The following is a 19849-nucleotide window of genomic DNA, read 5'->3' on the forward strand; positions in this document are numbered from 1 at the left end:
ATATTATGGCACAGATTTGGGTTGTGTGGGGATTATGTGGCGTCGGCAAGCGATTGCTTCTCGACGCCACCGCCTACCCCTTCGTCGGCGCCATCGTCTTCGGGCCGCGGCTCAGCGCGACGTTGCCCGAGCGGACGAGCTCCTTGATGCCGAAGGTCTCCATCAGCTCGAGGAACGCCTTGAGTTTCTGGGAGGAGCCGGTGGCCTCGATGACCACGGACTCCGGCGACACGTCGACGATGTGGGCGCGGAAGATGTTCGCCGCGTCCACCACCTGCGGGCGGTTCTGGTTCGTCGTGGCCACCTTGACCAGCATGAGCTGGCGCGCGATCATCGAGTCGTCTTCCAGGCGCGCGACCTTGAGCACTTGAACCAGCTTGTGCAGCTGCTTCGTGATCTGCTCGATGGCGTACTCGGACGCGTCGACAACGATGGTCAGGCGGTTAATGCCCTCGGTCTCCGTCTTCGCCGACACGAGCGAGACCAGGTTGTAGCCGCGACGGGTAAACAGCGCGGTGACGCGGGTGATGATGCCGTCGACGTCCAGCACCAGCACCGACAGCGTGTTGCGAGAAATGGTTTGGTCAGACATCTACTTTCCCTCCTGGGTGGTGGTAGCGGCAGCCTCTGTTGCTTCTACAGCCTCGATGGCCTCGTTGATCGCCTCCGGGGTCTCCCCTGCGGACTCCTCCATGTCGAAGAACGGGCGCATGCCCAGGGCGTACTGCATATCGGAATTCGACGCGCCGGCCGCGATCATCGGCCACACCTGCGCGTCCTCCCCCACGATGAACTCGACGACGACGGGCCGGTCGTTGATCTCGCGCGCCTTCTGAATCGCCGGCACGACATCTTCTTCCTTGGTCACACGGATCGCCTCCGCGCCGAGCGCCTGCGACAGCTGCACAAAGTCAGGGACGTAGACTTCCTCCCCTCCGAGCTTGGTGTGGGAGTAGTGGCCGTCGTAAAACAGCGTCTGCCACTGGCGGACCATGCCAAGATTGCCGTTATTAATCAGCGCCACCTTGAACGGGAAGCCCTCCATCGCGGCGGTGGTCAGCTCCTGGTTAGTCATTTGGAAGCAGCCATCGCCGTCGATCGCCCACACCTCTTTATCCGGGCAGGCGACCTTCGCGCCGAGCGCCGCGGGCACCGCGAAGCCCATCGTGCCGAGGCCGCCGGAGTTGATCCAGTGCCGCGGCTGTTCAAAATCAACAAACTGTGCCGACCACATTTGGTGCTGCCCCACGCCCGAGACGTAGATCGCGTCCGGGCCGACCGTCTTCGACAGCGTTTCAATCACAAACTGCGGCGAGAGCTTTCCGCCGGACTGCGGGTCGTAGCCCCGCGGGAAGCGCCCCTTCAAGTCGTTGAGGCGCGCGAGCCAATTGCTTATCGACGGCGCAGCGTTCCTCTTCTCGTCCCTAAACGCATCGAACAGCTGGGACAGGACCTTCTTCGCGTCGCCGACGATCGGCACGTTCGCCTCGCAGATCTTGCCCACCTCGGCCGGGTCGATGTCGGCGTGGATGACCTTGGCGTAGGGGGCGAAGGTGCTGGTGTCGCCGGTGACGCGGTCGTCGAAACGCGTGCCGATGGCAATGAGCAAGTCCGCCTCCTGCAGGGCGCCGACCGCGGGGACGGATCCATGCATGCCCGGCATGCCCATGTACAGCGGGTGCGACTGCGGGAACGCGCCCAGCGCCATGAGCGTGGTCACCACCGGGATGCCGGTGCGCTCCGCAAACGCGAGCAGCTCCTCGTGCGCGCCCGACTTCACCACGCCGCCGCCGATGTAGAGCACCGGGCGCTCCGAGGCGGCGATCAGCTTCGCCGCCTGCGCGATCTGCCGGTTGTGCGGCTTCGTGTTCGGCTTGTAGCCGGGCAGGTCCACTACCGGCGGCCACGCGAACTCGATCTCCGCGGCCTGCAGGTCCTTCGGAATGTCCACCAGGACCGGGCCCGGGCGGCCCGTCGACGCAATGTGGTGCGCGGCGGCGATCGCCGCCGGGATGTCCTCGGCGCGGGTGACCATCAGGTTGTGCTTGGTAATCGGCATCGTGATGCCGCGGATGTCCGCCTCCTGGAATGCGTCGGTGCCGATGAGCGGCGAGCCGACCTGGCCCGTAATCGCGATCAAGGGGACGGAGTCCAGGTACGCGTCCGCGATCGCGGTGACCAGGTTCGTCGCGCCCGGACCCGAGGTGGCCAGGCACACGCCCACCTGGCCAGAGGCGACCGCGTACCCCTCCGCCGCGTGGCCGGCACCCTGCTCGTGACGCACGAGCACGTGGCGCAGCTTCTCGGCCTGAAACAGGGCGTCGTAAAGCGGAAGGACCGCTCCCCCCGGCAACCCGAAGACGAACCGGGTGCCCAACTCCTCAAGACTTCGCACGACCGCGTCCGCGCCTGTGATTCGCTCCGGCTCGACGCTCGGCGCCGGTTGCGAGTTGCTGTCCGGGGCATTCGATGAAGCTGCCACGTTTCCAAACTCCTTGGGTCAATGTGTCGATTGTGAGGGTGATCAAAACAAAAGCCCCCGGCGAGCACTTCTCCTGAGTGCTGTCGAGGGCGCTTGTGTCAGCGGCGTACGAAAACGAACCCGCTACGGCAAGCGCCGCGAGGGAATTCGTACTACTAGTCGCTGTGTGATCATGTGCGCTACATTACACAGCCCGGCGCACCGGCGTGCCGATTTCACTGATTAAAATTCACGTCTCACTTTTTGGGAAGCAGCGCGAGTGTGACCGACGGCACCGTTCAGGACCCCTGACCCAGACTAAACTCAAACGGACTATGCCGTTCACATATATTCTGCTCGAGTGGTGGCACTGGATCGCCGACACCGGCATCAACCTCGCCCTCCTCTTCGTCCTCGCGCTGCTGGTGCCGCGCGCCGGCCGGTTTATTAACCGCTACTTCGAGCGCCAGGTCACGCGCACGACCGATGCGGACGAGGGCAAGAGCCGACTCGCCCTCGTCGGCGTGGCGGTCTACATCGGCGAAATCGTCGCCTACTTCCTCCTGCTCATCTTCGCGCTGCAACAGATCGGCTTCTCGCTCGCCGGCGCCGCGATCCCCGCCACCGTCGTCTCCGCCGCCGTCGGCTTCGGCGCGCAGAGCATCATCGCGGACTTCCTCGCCGGCTTCTTCATCCTCACCGAAAAGCAGTACGGCGTGGGCGACTACGTCTCGTTCCAAGGCAGCGGGGTCGACATCGAGGGCGAAGTCATCCAGATCACCATGCGCGCCACCCAAATCCGCACCATCGAACAGTCCACAGTCTCCATCCCCAACTCCACCGCCCGCGTGTGCATCAACCAATCCAACTACTGGTCCAACGCGATGGTGGTCATCCCCGTCCCGCTGCTCGGCTCCCGCTCTGCCGACGAGGCCATCGCGCGCTCCGAACGCGCCGCGCGTCGCGCCCTCGCCCAGCCGGAAATTGCCGGCACCGTCCGCGACGAGCTGCAGGTCCACCCCGCCGTCGGCATCACACCGCCCGCCACCGTCGGCTCGCCCTGGACCGTGGACATGCGCTTCCTCGTGCGCGTCGACCCGCTGGCCCAGTGGATGGTCGAGCGCGCAATCCGCGTCGCCATCCTCGACGAGTTCTGGAACGAGTACGGCTCAGCTACCACGCTCGATGGCACGCTTGTCGACGCCCCCGTCACCCCTCCAACCACGCATCACTCCCGCGGCATCACGCCCAAGGCACCCTCGACTGTACGTCCACCCGATGCGCTGGATGCGACAGATGCGACGGAAACACCAGCTTTGTCGCCCTCCGCCGAAGCGACGAACAGCCCGACCCCTCCGCACCCAGTAGACGATCCGGCCGCAGCACCCACCCGGTCTGGCTCCGCTTCCTTCGCTACCCACGGCGACGACGCGCGCACCGACGACGCCGCCAGCACCGTACCCACCACCGATACAGGCAGCGACCACCGCACCTGGTTCTTCTCTTCGCCACAACGGGTACTCAACGGCATCATGCGAATGTCTACCCTCGTATTGCTGGCGATCTTCGGCATCCTCTTGCTCATCCCATGGCTTCATGGTGCAACCGGGCGAAGAAAGCGAGGCAAACAGCGGCTTCCTCGCACCTCCCGCCCGCACCACCGCGCAGACGACCGAGGCCGTGCCGGACGCTGAGGACGTCGCCCCAACCTACGAGCAAACCGAACCGGAGTTTACTTCCCCAGCCCAGCCCACCACTGAGACCCAACAGTCCACCGACCACACCCCTTTGGAAACCTCAACCCCAGGCGAAACCGCCCAAAGCAGCGACGCACTTCTGAGCCCGAACGCCTCTGAGTCTGCACTCCCGCAGGTCACTGAGTCCGCAACGCTCTCCACCGAGCCTTAAAACGACCACCCTCCGCTGAAAAAGCCCAAACTGTATTAGACGTTGTAAAAGGGGTGTCGGTTCCATTTCGGACCGATATTGGAATACTTCTCACACTTTGCCGTTTTCCCTGGTCATGCGGTGCGTGTTGCGGTTATTGTGTGAGGCATGAACCACATTGACGCACTTGTTACCGCCGACAGGAACGGCATCTCCATGATTGCCGATGCCGCCGGTGTAAGCGTTGATGCGCTCACCTCTCGCGGGTGAGACCAGGACCGTGCCGAGCACTTGGTGGATGCGGCCGGGGTGTTTTACGGCCGTGTGAGTATCGGACAATAATGCGTAGTTCTCCAAGGGTCTGGACCCAGGGGCTTTCCCCTTTCCTCAGTGGTGCGACCAGAGGGAGAAGAAACATCCGCCCCGGTGCACCCGCTGCGGTGACAACGACCCATCGCCCGCAGCAGGTGGCAATCGTCACGGTTACCCCTCTTTTTCAGATTCCTGTCCTCGGGATCAGAAAAAGACCGGGACCTGTCATAGGTCAGTGAGCATCTGCTGCATCTGGGCGATCTCGGCCTCCTGGTCGTTGATAATTTGTTCGGCCAGGGTGATCGCATGGGGATTCTGGCCGTCAGCAACCTCGTCACGGGCCATGTCGACCGCACCTTCGTGGTGGACGGTCATCTGCTCCAGGTAGAGGCGGGCAGCCTCGGTGCCCTGGGCTTCCTCAAGGGCTGTCATGTCCTCCTGGCTCATCATCCCGCTCATGCCACCCATCTCGCCGTGATCCATTCCACCCATCTCGTCACTGGCCCCCATGCCCCCAGAGTCGGTGACCGGCTGCTGGCCCCAGGCCTCGAGCATGGCGTTCATCCGGTCAATCTCCGGTCCCTGGGCGTCAATAACCCCCTGGACAAACTCCACGACCTGGGCGGGGATACCCTCCTTGGCCAGGAGCATCTCACTCATCTCCACGGCCTGCTGGTGATGGGGGATCATCATCTGGGCAAACATGATGTCCGCGTCGTTGTGATCGGCGGAGATCTCCCCGTCCGCATCAGTCGTCGCCGTGGTGGTCTTGGTCGACTCAGCGGTAGTCGTTGCAGTGCTGGTGGCCGAGGTGGTGGCGTCGGTGTTGCCAGACTCGGTGGCCTCACCGCAGGCGGCCAGCGCCAGGGTGGAGGCCACGGCGAGAGCGGAAAGAACAAGGGTGCGCTTCATGGTGGAGCCCTTTCAGGGTCATATGGGGTCAGTGGAGAAAAGTGGTGGATCAGTGGACGGCGGTGGATTTCGGAGTAGGCGTGGTGTGTTCCTCCTTCGACTCGGTGGGAGCCAGGTGGGCCGGGTCCAGATCAATCCGGCGCAACAGCTGGGCGTTCAGGGCCACCACGATGGTCGAGGCAGACATCAAGATCGCGCCCACGGCCGGGGACAGCACGAACCCGATCGAGGCGAGCACTCCGGCGGCCAGCGGCACGGCGAGGATGTTGTAGCCAGAGGCCCAGATCAGGTTCTGGATCATCTTGCGGTAGCTGGCCTGGGACAGCTCAATCATCGACAGCACTGCTCGCGGGTCATCACTGGCTAGCACCACCCCGGCAGATTCCATGGCCACATCCGTGCCGGCACCGATGGCGATACCGACCTCCGCGCGGGTCAGAGCGGGGGCGTCATTGACACCGTCACCGACCATGGCCACGCTCAAACCCCGGTCCTGCAGCTGCATGACCTTGGTGTCTTTGTCCTGGGGCAGGACCTCGGCGAAGACCTCATCGATCCCCAGGTCCTGGCCAACCGCCTGGGCCACCTGCTGGGCGTCACCGGTGATCATCGCGACCTTCACCCCGCGGTCCTGCAGGGCTTTCACGGCGGCGCGGGATTCGGGGCGGATCTTGTCCTCGACGGCCACCGCACCGATGATCTGGCCGTCGCGGACAATATGGAGCACGCCGGCCCCACGCCCGGTCCAGGCGCTGGTGGTGTCGGTGAGCTCGGCCGGGGTGGTGAGGTTGAACTCGCGCAGCATGTTCGGCCCGCCCACGAGGATCTCAGCGCCATCGACAGTGGCCCGGACCCCCCGGCCGGAGGCGGCGCTGAAACCGGTTGCACGCATTTGCCGACGGGAGGCCTCGGGATGGGCGGCCGCGGCCGCCACGATGGCGCGGGCCACGGGGTGCTCGCTGTCGGCCTCCGCGGCGGCGGCCAGGGCCAGCAGCTCGCCCTCGGTGACGCCGACAGTTGCCGCGACACCGGTGACCGCGTGCGCACCCTCGGTCAGGGTGCCGGTTTTGTCGAAGAGCACCACGTCGATGGTGTGCATCCGCTCGAGCGTCATCCGGTCTTTGATGAGCACCCCGGATTTCGCGGCTCGCTCGCTGGAGATCGCAATGACCAGCGGAATCGCCAGGCCCAGGGCATGCGGGCAGGCGATGACCAGCACCGTGACCGTGCGCACCACGGCATCGTCCGGGCTGCCGATAATGGTCCACACCACCGCGGTGATCAGAGCGGAGATCAGCGCGAACCAGAACAACAACGCCGCCGCCCGATCCGCCAGGGCCTGGGCCCGGGAGGAGGACTCCTGGGCGTCGGCAACCATGCGTTGGATCCCGGCCAGGGCGGTGTCCCCGCCGGTAGCCTCCACCCGGATGCGGACGGTGTTGTCGGTGGCCACGGTACCGGCGACCACCTTGTCACCGGTGTCGCGGAAGACGGGACGGGATTCGCCGGTGATCATCGCCTCATCGAATTCGGCGGCTCCGTCGATGATGGTTCCGTCGGCCGGCACCCGGGCACCGGCCCTCACCAGCACGACGTCATCGACGACCAGCTCGGAGATGGCCACGGTGCGGGTGGTCCCGTCGATGACTTTCTCGGCCTCATCCGGCAGCAGGGCAGCCAGCGCGTCAAGCGCGGAGGACGCGGCCCCGAGAGCGGACATCTCCAGCCAGTGGCCCAGCAGCATGATGGTCACCAGCAGGGCCAGCTCCCACCAGAAGTCCAGCTCAAAACCGCCCAGCCCCAGAGTGGTGACCCAGGAGGCGACAAACGCCACGGTGATGGCCATGGCGATCAGGAGCATCATCCCGGGTTGGCGGGATTTCAGTTCTTTCCATCCGCCCTTGAGGAAAGGCGTTCCGCCGTAGACGAAGATGATCGTGCCCAGCACCGGGGGGATCCAGGTGGATCCGGGGAATGCCGGGAGGTGGTAGCCGAGCAGGTTGGCGACCATGGGGCTGAAAATAACGACGGGAATGGACAGAATCAGCGACCACCAGAAGCGGTCCCGAAACATTGCGGTGCTGTGTCCGGCGTGTTCGCCGTGACCATGAACGTGGTGGTCTTCGTCCATGGCGGAATGCAGGTGATCGTGGGGCATCGCCTGGCCGTGGGTGTCTGCATCTGCGTGGTGTTCGTGGCTGGCGTGATCCGGGTGGTAGGTGTGGTCTGTTTCCGGAGCGGGGTGATCACCATGGTGATCGCCGGAATGGTGGGGAGTGCTCATGACGTTCCTTTCCACTCAACCCGGTCGGGGTCGAGATGACGGGTAAAACTGATCAGGATAAGACGGTGTAGCCGGCGTCCTCGATGGCCCGGCGAACCATCTCCGGAGGTACGACACCGGTGACCGTGACGGTGGAAACTCCACCAGCAGCGAGATCAATCTGGACGTCGTCGACCTGGGGGAGGGCCTGAAGGGCCTGGGTCACCCTTTTCGCGCAGTGCCCGCAGGTCAGGCCGGTGACCTGGTAGCTAGGGGTAGACCCTCCTGCTGACGAGTCGCTGATGGCAGGGCTGGAGGCGGTGTCGGCACGTGAGGCAGGTCCGCAACAGCTGCAGCCGTGGGAGGCCATCGGCAAGAGGCGGGGCGGGGAGGTGATCATGGGAAAGCTCCTTCGGTTCGGTGGGGTGCGGCGAAGCCGCGCTCTAGCGTATACCCCCCGGGGGTATATTTTCAAGGAGTGGAGGGCACGGCTCTCACGCGGGGCAGGGTGTGGTCACCGCGCAGCCTCCTCACTGTCGGGAGGGGACATCGGGAGGCGGAGAGCAAACACCGGTCCGCGACCGGTTCCGGGGGAGGTGGCGGTGAGAGTGCCGCCGTTCGCCCAGGACTTCAAACTCGACAACGCGGTGAGCTATCCCTCGATCTACGACCCACCGTTTCGTATCGCTGCGGACCCGCCTGGCAGCTAGCGCCGGCCCCACACCACTCCACAGCGCCAGTGACCCTGGCGCCAATCAGCATGCCCGCATACAGTGTCTTTGTGTTCACTCAGTGTCGCGCGCACGTCTACGCACCCGCGCACCAATCGCCGCGTCCAGCCTCGCGCCGACTAGCATGTTGTGCATGACTGAGCAGTCTGATCATCAGCCGAAGGTTTTTCGTCCGTCTCGCGAGCACATCATTGGTATTGTCCTCATGATTGGTATCGCGTTGATCGGCATTTCGTGGGCCCCGTTGGCGTTGGGGTGGCTGTTGCTGTTCCCGATCGCGTGGATTATCTGGGTGCTTTCGTCTTCAACCACTGTCGATGAGCGTGGCATCGCGCTGCGTTATGTCGTGCGCCCGAACACGCGCATTGCGTGGGACGAGCTCGAAGGCATTGGTTTCAAGGGGGCGCGCGCGATGGCGACAACCACGTCCGGCAAGGAGTACCCCATGCCCGGCGTGACTTTTAATTCACTGCCGGAGCTCGCGGAGGCGTCGCGCGGACGAATAACGGACGTGATCACGGGCGCGCAGGAGGCTGCGGACGGCAAGTACGAGATCATCGACAAGGACAACCACCACGTTCTGCTGTCGCGCGAAGAGTATGAGGAGTACCTTAAGTCTCACCCTGATACGCCGGGCCCGCGTCCGAGCTAGCGCCCTCTCGCTTATCGACGCCCCCGTGCCCCCACCCCAGCCCTCGTCGTAAGGAGCTTTTCGTGATTCCCCTTCGCTCGCGCGTGACCACTGTTGGCCGCCAAGCCGCCGGTGCCCGCGCCCTCTGGCGCGCAACTGGCACGGAGGAAAGCGAGTTTGGTAAGCCGATCGTCGCGATCGTCAACTCGTACACGCAGTTCGTGCCGGGCCACGTGCACCTCAAGCACGTCGGCGACATCGTCGCTGACGCGGTGCGCAAGGCGGGCGGCGTGCCGAAGGAGTTCAACACGATCGCCGTCGACGACGGCATCGCGATGGGCCACTCGGGCATGCTGTACTCCCTGCCAAGCCGTGAGATCATCTCGGACTCGGTGGAGTACATGGTCAACGCGCACACCGCCGACGCGATGGTATGCATTTCCAACTGCGACAAGATCACCCCGGGCATGCTCAACGCCGCGATGCGCCTGAACATCCCCGCGGTTTTCGTCTCCGGCGGCCCGATGGAGGCCGGCAAGGCGTTCGCGGTCGACGGTGTGACCAAGCCGAAGTCGGATCTCATCGACGCCATCGCGCTCTCCGCCAACGACGCGGTCTCCGACGAGCAGCTCGACGACATCGCCAACGGTGCCTGCCCCACCTGCGGTTCCTGCTCCGGCATGTTTACCGCGAACTCCATGAACTGCCTCACCGAGGCCCTCGGCCTCTCGCTGCCGGGCAACGGCACGACGCTGGCCACCCACACCGCCCGCCGCGACCTGTTCACCAAGGCCGGCGAGATGATCGTCGAGATGTGCAAGCGCTACTACGGCAACGGCGACGAGCGCGTCCTGCCCCGCAACATCGCTACGAAGCACGCGTTCCGCAACGCGATGGCCCTGGATATGGCGATGGGCGGCTCGACCAACACGATCCTGCACATCCTCGCCGCCGCGCAGGAGGGCGAGGTTGACTTCGACCTCACCGACATCGACGAGCTCTCGCACGTCATCCCCTGCCTGTCCAAGGTCGCGCCGAACGGCGAGGCGCACGTCGAGGATGTGCACCGCGCCGGCGGCATCCCCGCCATCCTCGGCGAGCTGCACCGCGGGGGCCTGTTGCTTGACGACGTCCACTCGGTCGCCTACAACTCCCTCACCGAATGGCTCGGCGACTGGGACATTCGCGGCGACCACCCGCTCGACGAGGCCGTCGAGCTCTACCACGCAGCCCCGGGCGGCAACCGCACCACCGAGGCGTTCTCGCAGTCGGCCCGCTGGGACTGCCTTGACACCGACTCCGCCAACGGCGTGATCCACGACCTGGAGCACCCCATCACCTCCGACGGCGGCCTGGTCGTCCTGCGCGGCAACCTGGCCCCGGACGGCGCGATCCTCAAGACCGCGGGCGTCGAGGAAGGGCTCTGGGAGTTCACCGGCCCGGCTCGCGTGGTCGACTCGCAGGAGCAGGCGGTATCAATGATTCTGAACCGCGAGGTGCTCGAGGGCGAGGTCGTCGTGATCCGCTACGAGGGCCCGTCGGGCGGCCCGGGTATGCAGGAGATGCTGCACCCGACGTCCTTCCTCAAGGGCGCTGGCCTGGGGAAAAAGTGCGCGCTGATCACCGACGGCCGCTTCTCCGGCGGCACTTCCGGCCTGTCCATCGGCCACATCTCCCCCGAGGCTGCGCACGGCGGGCTGATCGGCCTGATCGAGAACGGCGACACCATCGCCATTTCGGTGGCGAACCGCGAGCTGAAGCTGGACGTGCCGGAGGAGGAGTTGCGGAAGCGTCGAGAAGCGATGGAGGCCTCAGAGCGCCCCTGGACGCCGAACCGCGTCCGAGAGGTGTCGAAGGCGCTGCGCGCCTACGCAAAGATGGCGACCAGCGCCGACAAGGGCGCGGTCCGCCAGGTGGATTAGTTCGCGAGCGGGTTCACGTCGGTGCCGAACCACCAGATCAGCCCGGCGGCGACCACGCCGAGCAGCGCGCAGATCCAGCTCCACGCGATGGGGCGGCGCGCCCACGAACGGGTGGCGTCCACCCCGTAGAAGCCCGGACCGGTGAATTGCAGGCCCAGTGCCAGGCCGAACAGGATGATCGGCAGCCACGCCTCGGCACCCCAGGCGAAGACGTTCCAAGAGTCGGTGGCGTCGACGATGCCGTGCACCGCCATGAACCCGGTCACGGCGACCGCCACCATCGACGCGATCGGCGAGAGCAGCCCGAGCACGAGGAAGACGCCGGCGGCGAGCTGCAGGATCGGCACCACGATGGCCAGGCCGTCGCCGTACGCGTAGTCGCCAAACGCGTCACGCAGCTCGGAGATGCCGTCGGAGCCGCCGAGGCGGAAGAGCGTGGTCACGGACGCGACGATGAGCCAGCCGCCGAGCAGGAGGCGCAGCAGCAGCAGCCCAAAGTCAATGGTGCCGCGCTTCGCCCGCGGCTCCTCGACGCGCACCGGCTCCGGTTCGGCCACGGCTGGGGTCGGGTCGAGGTGTACGGTCTCGGTCGGTGATTCGGGGAACACCTCGGTCGGTGCAGCCTTGCCGGTCAGTGTCGCGGGCTGTTCGCTTGTCGACGCCCCCACCGCCGTACTCCCGGCAGTGTCCTCATTGCCGAGCGGCGCGTACGGCAGGCCGTCGAGCGGATCGAAATCATCAGGAGTGACGTCGCGTGCGTTCTTCTTGTCCATGCCTGTAAATCTATGCCACGCGCCCCACGGCCGCTGGCAATCTCCTCGGCGCGCCCCCGCAAAACTTGGTTGACACGTCACTGTCTCGCGTGGATACTCGAGTCTATGAGCTCCAACCCAGCACGCAACGCGTCCCCGGACGGCGAGTTTGTCCGCGACACCACCTACATCGCCGACTCCTTCAGCGCCGACCTCGCCCCGGGCAGCGCCCCGCAGCCCGCCGACGACGGCACCTGCGCCTGGCCCATCGAGCCGGGCCGCTACCGGCTCATGGCGGCGCGCGCCTGCCCATGGGCGCACCGCGCGATCATCGTCCGCCGCCTCCTCGGCCTCGAAGACGCCATCTCACTCGGCCTGGCGGGCCCGACCCATGACGCCCGCTCGTGGACCTTCGACCTCGACCCGGACGGCAAGGACCCCGAGACGGGCCTGCACTTCCTCAAAGGCGCGTATGAGGCGCGTTTCCCGGGCTATCCGCGTGGGATTACGGTGCCGGTGATCGTCGAGAAGCAAACGCGCGCCGCGGTCACGAACGACTTCCGCCGCATCCCCGTCGATTTCCAGGACGCCTGGGCGGCCCACCACCGCGACGGCGCCCCCGACCTCTACCCGCGCGAGCTGCGCGCCGAGATCGACGAGGGCGCGGACCGCGTCTACCGCCACATCAACAACGGCGTGTACCGTGCAGGATTCTCCGGCTCGCAGGACGCGTACGAGGAGGCCTACGCCGACCTCTGGGAGCACATGGACTGGCTGGAGGACCACCTCTCGCGGCACCGCTTCCTCGTGGGCGAGCACATCACGCTTGCCGACGTCTACCTCTACCCCACCCTCGTCCGCTTCGACCCCGTCTACGTCGGCCACTTCAAGGCGTCACGCAACCGCATCGCGGAGATGCCCAACCTGCGCGGTTACCTCCAGGAGCTCTTCCAGCTCCCGGGCTTCGGCGACACCACCGACTTCCAAGAAATCAAGGAGCACTATTACATCACCCACGCGGAGATCAACCCCACCGGCGTCGTCCCCGCGGGCCCCGACATGCGCTGGCTTATCGACGCCCACGAGCGCCACCTCCTCCCCGGCTCCCCCTTCGCCGACGGGGTCACCCCGCCGCGCCCCGTCCGCGCCGGCGAGGAGGTTAAGCACCCCGCGCCGTTCCAGCGCTAGTCGCGCGTGCCGCCGAGGACGCGCAGCGCCGCCCCGTCGAGGCGCATCGTCGACCAGTCGCCCATATCGTCGGCGCCCATCGCGTTGTAGAAGCCGATGGACGGCGTGTTCCACTTCAGCACGGACCACTCGACGCGGCGGTAGTCGTTCTTGACCGCGATGCGCGCAAGCTCCTGCAGCAGCGCCGTGCCGATCCCCCTGCCGCGGCACTCCTCGCGGACGTAGAGATCCTCCAGCCAGATGCCGTGGCGGCCCTCCCAGGTGGAATAGCTCAAGAACCACAGGGCCATCCCCTCGAGTTCGCCGTCGTTGTCCGCCACCAGCGCGAACACACTCGGGTTCTCGCCGAAGAGGTGGTCGCGGACGTCCTGCTCGGTCGACGTCACCGCGTCGGGCTCCTTCTCGTAGAGCGCGAGCTCGTTGATCATGGCGTAGATGGCGGCAGCATCGGCGTCGGTGGCCTGGCGGATTGTCGTCATGGGTCGTTAGCTTAGGCGAGAGCGGGCGGATTCCAGAATTGGGAGACACCAACGACCCGGCTGCGCCCATAATGTCACGAGAAGGTCACGTTTTACTGTGCGAAACGATCCCACGGCCGAGGCAGCGCTGTGCGCACGCTGAGCGCGCGTGCGGGGCGATACGCTGGCGTTTCTTGGGGTGGGTGGTGGCGTCGAGAAGCGAAAAATGCCCGTACACACGCAAAATGGCCATTCGCGGGGGCGAGCGTGCTTTGTTAATATCGCCCCGGTTCATTTTTATCGTACGACTATTTTTCTAGGATCATTCCATGAAACAGACAATTCAGGTGGCCATGGCGCTCGTCGGCCTGCTCGTCGGCGCCGGCTTCGCCTCCGGCCAGGAAGTCATCCAGTACTTCCTCGCCTTCGGCTACATCGGCATCGTCGGTGCCGTGATCTCCGGCATCATCATCTTCGTCGTCGGCACCACCATCTTCCAGCTCGGCTCGTACTACCTTGCCGACGACCACTCCGTGGTGTTCAACCGCGTGTCCAGCCCGATCGTGTCCAAGTACATGGACTACGCCACCATGTTCAGCCTCTTCGCGTTCGGCTTTGTCATGGTCGCCGGCGCCGGCTCCAACCTGAACCAGCAGTTCGGCTTCGCCCCGTGGATCGGCGCGACCATCATGACGGTCCTGCTCGTCCTCTCCGGCTTCCTCGACGTGGACCGCATCACGCAGGTCATCTCCGTCATCACGCCGTTCCTCATCATCGCCGTTTTCGTGGCGTTTGGCATCACCATCATGCACATGCCCGACAGCCTGCACGCGATGAACGACATCGCCCTGCAGCAGTCCCCCGCCGACGGCGTGTTTAACAACTGGCTGCTCTCCGCCGTCAACTACGGCACCCTCGTCAACATCATGGCGGTGTCCATGATGCTGGTCATCGCCGGCTCGCAGATGAACCCGCGCACCGCCGGCGTCGGCGGCCTGCTCGGCGGCCTCATCTTCGCCATCATGCTGGTCATCCTGAACTTCATCCTGTTCTTCAACATGGACAAAGTCGCGGGCAAGGACATGCCGCTGCTCGCCGTGTTTGACTCGATGCACCCGGTTGTCGGCGTCATCGTCTCCATCATCATCTACATGATGATCTACAACACCGCCGTCGGCATGTTCTACGCCATGGCCCGCCGCTTGACCAACAAGCACCCGGAGCGCTTCCGCATGGTGTACTTCATCGTGGTCGGCATCGGCTTCCTGCTGTCCTTCGTCGGCTTCGCTGACCTGATCAGCTGGGTGTACCCGGCGATCGGCTACCTGGGCATCATCCTGACCATCGCCATCATCGTCGGCTGGTTCAACGACCGCGACAACATCAAGGAGGAGACCAGCCGCCGCGAGCGTCTCGCTGAGCTCGCCGAGACCGCGCTCGACCCGTCCGAGGACGAGCTGACCGCCAAGGAGCGCAAGGAAGTGGAGCGGCTCGCCTCCGAGTCCCACGTCGAGGACTCCGACCTGTGGCACTCTGTCCAGGAGGAGGTCGCGGCCAACCTCGACGCTGACGAGGAGAACAAGTTCAACCTCGAGGACGCCCCCTCCCTCGACCCGGATCACGACGACTACGAGGGCGCGCCGGAGTCCGACGGCGACGGCATCGACTGGGACGCCTACAAGGAGGTCTACGAGACTGGGAGCTTCCCCGCCGTCGACCCGAACTCGCCCAACGGCGTTAAGGGCAACGACGACACCCCGGGCGGCAGCACCGCGGTGAAGTAGCAGCTTCTCGACGCCCCCGCGCACGCAAAAAGGCGCTCCTGGTCCAAGACCGGGAGCGCCTTTCGTCGTGAAGCGCGAACTGCGCCTAGGCGAGCTTCGCGGCGATCATCTTGTTGACCTCGCCCGGGTCAGCCTTGCCCTGGGTGGCCTTCATGACAGCGCCCACGATCGCGCCGGTGACCTTCTTGTTGCCCGCGCGGTACTTCTCCACGATGTCCGGGTTCGCAGCCAGCGCGTCGTCGATCGCCTTCTCGATGGCGCCGTCGTCGCGCACGACCTCGAGGCCGCGGGCAGCGACCACCTCGTCCACGGTGCCCTCGCCGGCGATGACGCCGTCGATCGCCTGGCGGCCGAGCTTGGTGGTCAGCTTGCCTTCCTTGACCAGCTCAACCACACGCGCGACGTCGGCGGGGGCGACGCCGATCGCGTCGAGGTCCTTGCCCGCCTCGTTCGCCTTCGCCTGGATGTAGGAGACCCACCAGGCGCGGGCCTCGTCCGGCGTCGTGCCGGCCTCGACGGTGTCCACCACCAGGTCGAGCGCACCGGCGTTGACCAGGTCGCGGAACTCCTTCTCCGGCAGCTGCCATTCCTCCTGGATGCGCGCGCGGCGCACCCACGGCAGCTCCGGCAGCGTCTGGCGGATCTCCTCGACCCACTCCGGCTTCGCAATCACCGGCGGCAGGTCCGGGTCGTTGAAGTAGCGGTACTCGCTCGCTTCCTCCTTCGGGCGCCCCTTGGAGGTGGAGCCGTCCTTCTCTTGGTAGTGGCGGGTTTCTTGGACGATCTCGCCGCCGTCGTCAAGCACCTGGGCCTGGCGCTGCATCTCGAAGCGCACCGCCTGTTCGACGGACTTCAGCGAGTTGATGTTCTTCGTCTCGGTGCGCGTGCCGAACTTCTCCTGGCCGATGGGGCGCAGGGACAGGTTGGCGTCGCAGCGCATCGAGCCCTGGTCCATGCGCGCGTCGGACACGCCGAGGGCCTTGACCAGCTCGCGGAGCGCCCCAACGTACGCCTTGGCCACCTCGGGGGCGCGCTCGCCGGCACCAATGATCGGTTTGGTCACGATCTCAATGAGCGGGATGCCGGCGCGGTTGCAGTCCACCAGCGAGGCGGTCGCGCCCGTGATGCGGCCGGACGAGGAGCCGAGGTGTGTGAGCTTGCCGGTGTCCTCCTCCATGTGGGCGCGCTCGATCTCCACGCGCCACTCGGTGCCGTCCTCCAACTGCACGTCGAGGTAGCCGTCGTGCGCGATCGGCTCGTCGTACTGCGAGATCTGGTAGTTCTTCGGCTGGTCCGGGTAGAAGTAGTTCTTGCGCGCGAAGCGGGAGCTCTCCGCGATCTCGCAGTTGAGCGCCAGGCCGATCTTGATCGCCCACTCGACGCCCTTCGCGTTGACCACGGGCAGCGCGCCCGGCAGGCCGAGCGAAACCGGGTCAATATTGGTGTTGGGTTCAGCGCCGAAGTGCGCGGAGGCGGTGGAGAACATTTTCGTCTCCGTGGCCAGCTCCACGTGCACCTCGAGCCCCATCACGGGGTCGTACTTTTCCAGTACTTCGTCGTAATCCATCAAGTCGTAGGCAGTCATGCGCCCCATTCTACTAATCCCCGCGCACGTTCTCCCCGCCAGTGCACCATTGCGAGCGAACATACGCTTCCTTATCATCGTCGCCGTGCGTTACCCCGATTTCTCAGATTCCCCAACCAGAACGGGCGTGGTGATCGTAGTGCTCGTTGGCCTCCTCGTACTCGCGGCACCATTCGCCGCCCGCGCCGTGGTGAGCACCCCCGCCCCGCAGGCAGAACCGGTTTCCGCAGGCAGTGTCACGCTTGTCGACGCCCACGGCACCCCACTCGTCTGCCCGCGCACCGAGAACCGCCCGGCGCAGGACGACACCGGCGTCGGCGGCATGTGGACGTGGGACTGCGCCAACGACGTGAAGGCGAGCGCCCGCGTCGAGCTCTCCCCCGCCGACGGCGAGGCGCCCGCGGCCCTCACACGCTACTTCTGGCAGATGACCAGCGGCGAGGACCTCCGCCCGGACGACATCGCCCACCCCGCTCCCCACGTCGCGGTGGGCCAGCGCGGTGACATCGCTGCCGCTTCCGTCCAACGCGGCGACACCACCACCTACTTCAGCGCGAGCGGTGGCGATGGCGTCGACCTCATTTCCCGGCTCGCCGCGGAGGAGGCGATGCGCCAGTGAGTGGCTTCCGCCTCCCCCAGGTACTCGTCGGACTGATCTTTACCACCCTGCTGGCCTACGCCGGCTACAGCTACGCGCAGATCCCGTGGCGCCCCGTGTTCGCCGGGATTTCGGTGGCAATTGTCCTCGCGCTGCTGCTCATCGCATGGGTGTTGCTGCGCCGCCACCCCGGCCGCCCGGATTCGCGCTGGTGCCTCCCCGCAGCCGTAGTCGCGGGCATGGCGCTCACCGGCCCCATGGGCCCGGTCAACTCCGCATTCCAGGAGGCTGCGGCGAGCCTGCCGAGCGTGGTCTTCTACGCCATTTCGCCGTTCCCGGAAGAAACGGCGAAGCTGCTGCTGGTGCTTGCCGCCGTGTCTGCGTTCGCGCCGGTGTCCCGCCGGATCGAGGTGGCGGTCGTCGGCATGGCCGTCGGAGCCGGCTTCTTTATCGCAGAAACCATGTCGTTTGCCGCAATCGCCGCCGCGACCGACCTGGAGTCTGATTTCGCCGACGGCACGTTGACCTATGCGGTACGGCTCATCATGTCGCCGTTCGCCCACGCACTGTACACGGGGCTCGCCGCGTGGGGCCTTGGCGCGTTGCTGTGCCGGACCGACCGCTCGCTGTCGTGGAGGCTGCAGCGCGTCGCTGGCTGGTTCCTCCTCGCGGTGTGCGTCCACGGCGCATTCAACGCGTCGTCAGAGCTCCCCGGGGCCGCGGGACTCATCGCGATGCTGGTCACCGTTGCGGCCAGCTGGTGCTTGCTGGTTTGGTGCTACCGACGCTCACGGGCAGTCGGCGCCGACGCGGCGACTGAGTCCCACACTTCGCGGTAGCTCTCGGCCAGACTGTCCACTGTTTCGTGGGCGTTGAGCCCGCTCGGGTTGCCCACCACCCAGACGGGCACCCCGGCAAGGCGTTCGGGCTGCAGTCCGCGCTTGGCTTTCGGAGCACGGTAGGCGTCGCGAAAAGTCCCGATGCCCACGACCATGACCACGTCAGGCCGATGCCGCGCGACGCACGCGCGTACTTTGTCGCCACCCGCAACGAGCTCCTCGCGCGTCAGTGCTGAGGCTCGCGGCGTCATGCGGTCAACAAAGTTGGTAAAACCGATGCCCATTCCGGCGAGCATGGCGGCGTCTTCATCTGCGAGCCCTCGCTCGGCGTGCACCCGGTACGGCGTGATGCCGGCGCGCTCGAGCGCGGGCCAGAACCGGTTTCCGGGGTGGGCGAACGGGGCGTCGACCTCTTCCGTCAGCCGACCGGGGTTAATCCCCACCACCAGCAGGCGGCAGGGGTCCGGGATCCGATCCCGCATCTAGCCAAACATCGCCTTCGCCGTAGTGTAGCGGTGCTCCGGCACGCTCTTCAGGTGCGCAACCGCGTTCTCCAGCGGGACGAGGTCGATGTCCTCGCCGTGCAGCGCCACGCAGGTGTCAAAGTTGCCCTCGTGCGCCGCGCGCGCCGCGTGGACGCCGTAGCGGGTAGCCAGGACGCGGTCGTACGCGGTGGGCGTACCGCCGCGCTGGATGTGGCCCAGCACCGTGGTGCGCACGTCGTAGCCCAGGCGCTTCTTGATCTCGTCAGCGACGATCTGGCCCATGCCGTTGAACGTGACGTGGCCGAACTCGTCCTCCTCGCCCAGGCTGCCGTCCATGGTGCCTTCCTTCGGGGTGGCGCCCTCTGCGACGACGACAATGCCGTACTTCTCGCCCATCTGGAAGCGGCGCTCCATCGCCTTGCAGATCTCGGCGATGTCAAACGGCTCCTCGGGGATCACAGTGTAGTGCGCGCCGCCGGCCATGCCGGCGTGCAGCGCGATCCAGCCGACGTGGCGGCCCATCACCTCGACGATAAGGATGCGGTTGTGCGATTCTGCGGTGGTGTGCAGGCGGTCGATCGCGTCGGTGGCGACGGAGACGGCGGTGTCGAAGCCGAAGGTGTAGTCGGTTGCCGCGACGTCGTTATCAATGGTCTTCGGCACGCCCACAACGGGGATGCCGTTGTCCGCCAGCCACTTCGCGCCCTTCAGGGTGCCCTCGCCGCCGATGGCAATCAGCGCGTCGATCTCCGCGTCGGCCAGGTTTTCCTTGATGGTGTCAATCCCGGCTTTGAACTTGTCCGGGTGCAGGCGGCCGGTGCCCAGGATCGTGCCGCCGCGCAGCAGGATCGAGTCGATGAACGCGTCGTCGTACAGGTCGACGCGGCGATCCTCCATGAGGCCGACCCAACCGTCCTGGTAGCCGACGACGGTCGAGCCGTACTCGGCGCTGGCAGTGCGGACAATTCCACGGATGACGGCGTTGAGCCCTGGGCAGTCGCCGCCGGAAGTTAGTGTCGCAAGTCGCATAACTGCCACCTT

The 19849-nt window shown here is 65.8% G+C and carries 18 protein-coding genes; 7 read left to right on the top strand and 11 right to left on the bottom strand.

The window, feature by feature from the left end:
- Positions 1-73: 73 nt before the first annotated feature.
- Both ilvN and FPP74_RS02315 read right to left on the bottom strand, forming a co-directional pair.
- A complete protein-coding gene (gene ilvN, locus FPP74_RS02310; protein WP_095536910.1) occupies positions 74-592 on the bottom strand; it encodes an acetolactate synthase small subunit in 519 nt (172 codons plus the stop codon).
- A complete protein-coding gene (locus FPP74_RS02315) occupies positions 593-2482 on the bottom strand; it encodes an acetolactate synthase large subunit (RefSeq protein WP_144717037.1) in 1890 nt (629 codons plus the stop codon). It abuts the gene before it with no gap.
- Positions 2483-2796: 314 nt separating this feature from the next.
- Between FPP74_RS02315 and FPP74_RS02320 the strand changes: the two genes are divergently transcribed.
- Entirely contained in the window at positions 2797-4155 is a 1359-nt protein-coding gene (locus FPP74_RS02320) for a mechanosensitive ion channel family protein (protein ID WP_144717038.1), read from the top strand.
- Positions 4156-4459: 304 nt separating this feature from the next.
- Here FPP74_RS02320 and FPP74_RS02325 read toward each other — a convergent pair whose 3' ends face one another.
- The 4 genes from FPP74_RS02325 to FPP74_RS02340 form a co-directional block, all read right to left on the bottom strand.
- Positions 4460-4705, bottom strand: coding sequence for a hypothetical protein (locus FPP74_RS02325; protein WP_144717039.1), 246 nt, complete (start codon positions 4703-4705; stop codon positions 4460-4462).
- Positions 4706-4885: 180 nt separating this feature from the next.
- Positions 4886-5572, bottom strand: a complete 687-nt coding sequence (locus FPP74_RS02330; RefSeq protein ID WP_144717040.1) for a DUF305 domain-containing protein — start codon at positions 5570-5572, stop codon at positions 4886-4888.
- Between the two features lie 49 nt (positions 5573-5621).
- Positions 5622-7856 carry a copper-translocating P-type ATPase gene (locus FPP74_RS02335; protein WP_144717041.1) on the bottom strand — a complete coding sequence of 745 codons (2235 nt, stop codon included), beginning with the start codon at positions 7854-7856 and terminating at the stop codon, positions 5622-5624.
- Between the two features lie 52 nt (positions 7857-7908).
- A complete protein-coding gene (locus tag FPP74_RS02340) occupies positions 7909-8235 on the bottom strand; it encodes a heavy-metal-associated domain-containing protein (RefSeq protein ID WP_144717042.1) in 327 nt (108 codons plus the stop codon).
- 464 nt (positions 8236-8699) lie between these two features.
- On the opposite strand from FPP74_RS02340, the gene FPP74_RS02355 reads away from it, so the two are divergent.
- Both FPP74_RS02355 and ilvD read left to right on the top strand, forming a co-directional pair.
- Positions 8700-9218: a PH domain-containing protein gene (locus FPP74_RS02355; protein ID WP_095553062.1), complete on the top strand. Its 519-nt coding sequence runs from the start codon at positions 8700-8702 to the stop codon at positions 9216-9218.
- A 62-nt stretch (positions 9219-9280) separates the two neighbouring features.
- Positions 9281-11119 (top strand): dihydroxy-acid dehydratase, encoded by a 1839-nt coding sequence (gene ilvD, locus FPP74_RS02360; RefSeq protein ID WP_144717043.1) that lies wholly within the window; start codon positions 9281-9283, stop codon positions 11117-11119.
- On the opposite strand, the gene FPP74_RS02365 is transcribed toward ilvD, so the two are convergent.
- Complete coding sequence (locus tag FPP74_RS02365) at positions 11116-11892, bottom strand: DoxX family protein (RefSeq protein ID WP_144717044.1); 777 nt, start codon at positions 11890-11892, stop codon at positions 11116-11118. The two genes, ilvD and FPP74_RS02365, sit on opposite strands and share 4 nt — an antisense overlap.
- Before the next feature lie 105 nt (positions 11893-11997).
- On the opposite strand from FPP74_RS02365, the gene FPP74_RS02370 reads away from it, so the two are divergent.
- Positions 11998-13059, top strand: a complete 1062-nt coding sequence (locus FPP74_RS02370; protein WP_095553065.1) for a glutathione S-transferase C-terminal domain-containing protein — start codon at positions 11998-12000, stop codon at positions 13057-13059.
- On the opposite strand, the gene FPP74_RS02375 is transcribed toward FPP74_RS02370, so the two are convergent.
- Positions 13056-13538 carry a GNAT family N-acetyltransferase gene (locus FPP74_RS02375; RefSeq protein WP_095276089.1) on the bottom strand — a complete coding sequence of 161 codons (483 nt, stop codon included), beginning with the start codon at positions 13536-13538 and terminating at the stop codon, positions 13056-13058. The two genes, FPP74_RS02370 and FPP74_RS02375, sit on opposite strands and share 4 nt — an antisense overlap.
- Positions 13539-13846: 308 nt before the next feature.
- On the opposite strand from FPP74_RS02375, the gene FPP74_RS02380 reads away from it, so the two are divergent.
- The gene (locus FPP74_RS02380; RefSeq protein ID WP_095535026.1) at positions 13847-15301 is read left to right on the top strand and encodes a hypothetical protein; all 1455 of its coding nucleotides are present in this window, start codon (positions 13847-13849) and stop codon (positions 15299-15301) included.
- A gap of 85 nt (positions 15302-15386) precedes the next feature.
- Here the strand turns inward: FPP74_RS02380 and gatB are convergent, their stop codons facing one another.
- On the bottom strand, positions 15387-16886 hold the full coding sequence (gatB, locus tag FPP74_RS02385; protein ID WP_095276239.1) for an Asp-tRNA(Asn)/Glu-tRNA(Gln) amidotransferase subunit GatB: 1500 nt from the start codon (positions 16884-16886) through the stop codon (positions 15387-15389).
- Positions 16887-16971: 85 nt separating this feature from the next.
- Between gatB and FPP74_RS02390 the strand changes: the two genes are divergently transcribed.
- Positions 16972-17505, top strand: coding sequence for a hypothetical protein (locus FPP74_RS02390; RefSeq protein WP_133064835.1), 534 nt, complete (start codon positions 16972-16974; stop codon positions 17503-17505).
- Positions 17502-18323 carry a PrsW family intramembrane metalloprotease gene (locus FPP74_RS02395; protein WP_095548280.1) on the top strand — a complete coding sequence of 274 codons (822 nt, stop codon included), beginning with the start codon at positions 17502-17504 and terminating at the stop codon, positions 18321-18323. Before FPP74_RS02390 ends, FPP74_RS02395 begins: the two co-directional genes overlap by 4 nt.
- On the opposite strand, the gene FPP74_RS02400 is transcribed toward FPP74_RS02395, so the two are convergent.
- Positions 18263-18805 (bottom strand): mismatch-specific DNA-glycosylase, encoded by a 543-nt coding sequence (locus FPP74_RS02400; protein ID WP_144717045.1) that lies wholly within the window; start codon positions 18803-18805, stop codon positions 18263-18265. The two genes, FPP74_RS02395 and FPP74_RS02400, sit on opposite strands and share 61 nt — an antisense overlap.
- Positions 18806-19837, bottom strand: a complete 1032-nt coding sequence (locus FPP74_RS02405; protein ID WP_144717046.1) for a 6-phosphofructokinase — start codon at positions 19835-19837, stop codon at positions 18806-18808. It lies immediately after the preceding gene.
- Positions 19838-19849: the final 12 nt, after the last annotated feature.

The organism is Corynebacterium sp. NML180780 (assembly GCF_007786415.1).
Lineage (GTDB): Bacteria > Actinomycetota > Actinomycetes > Mycobacteriales > Mycobacteriaceae > Corynebacterium > Corynebacterium gottingense.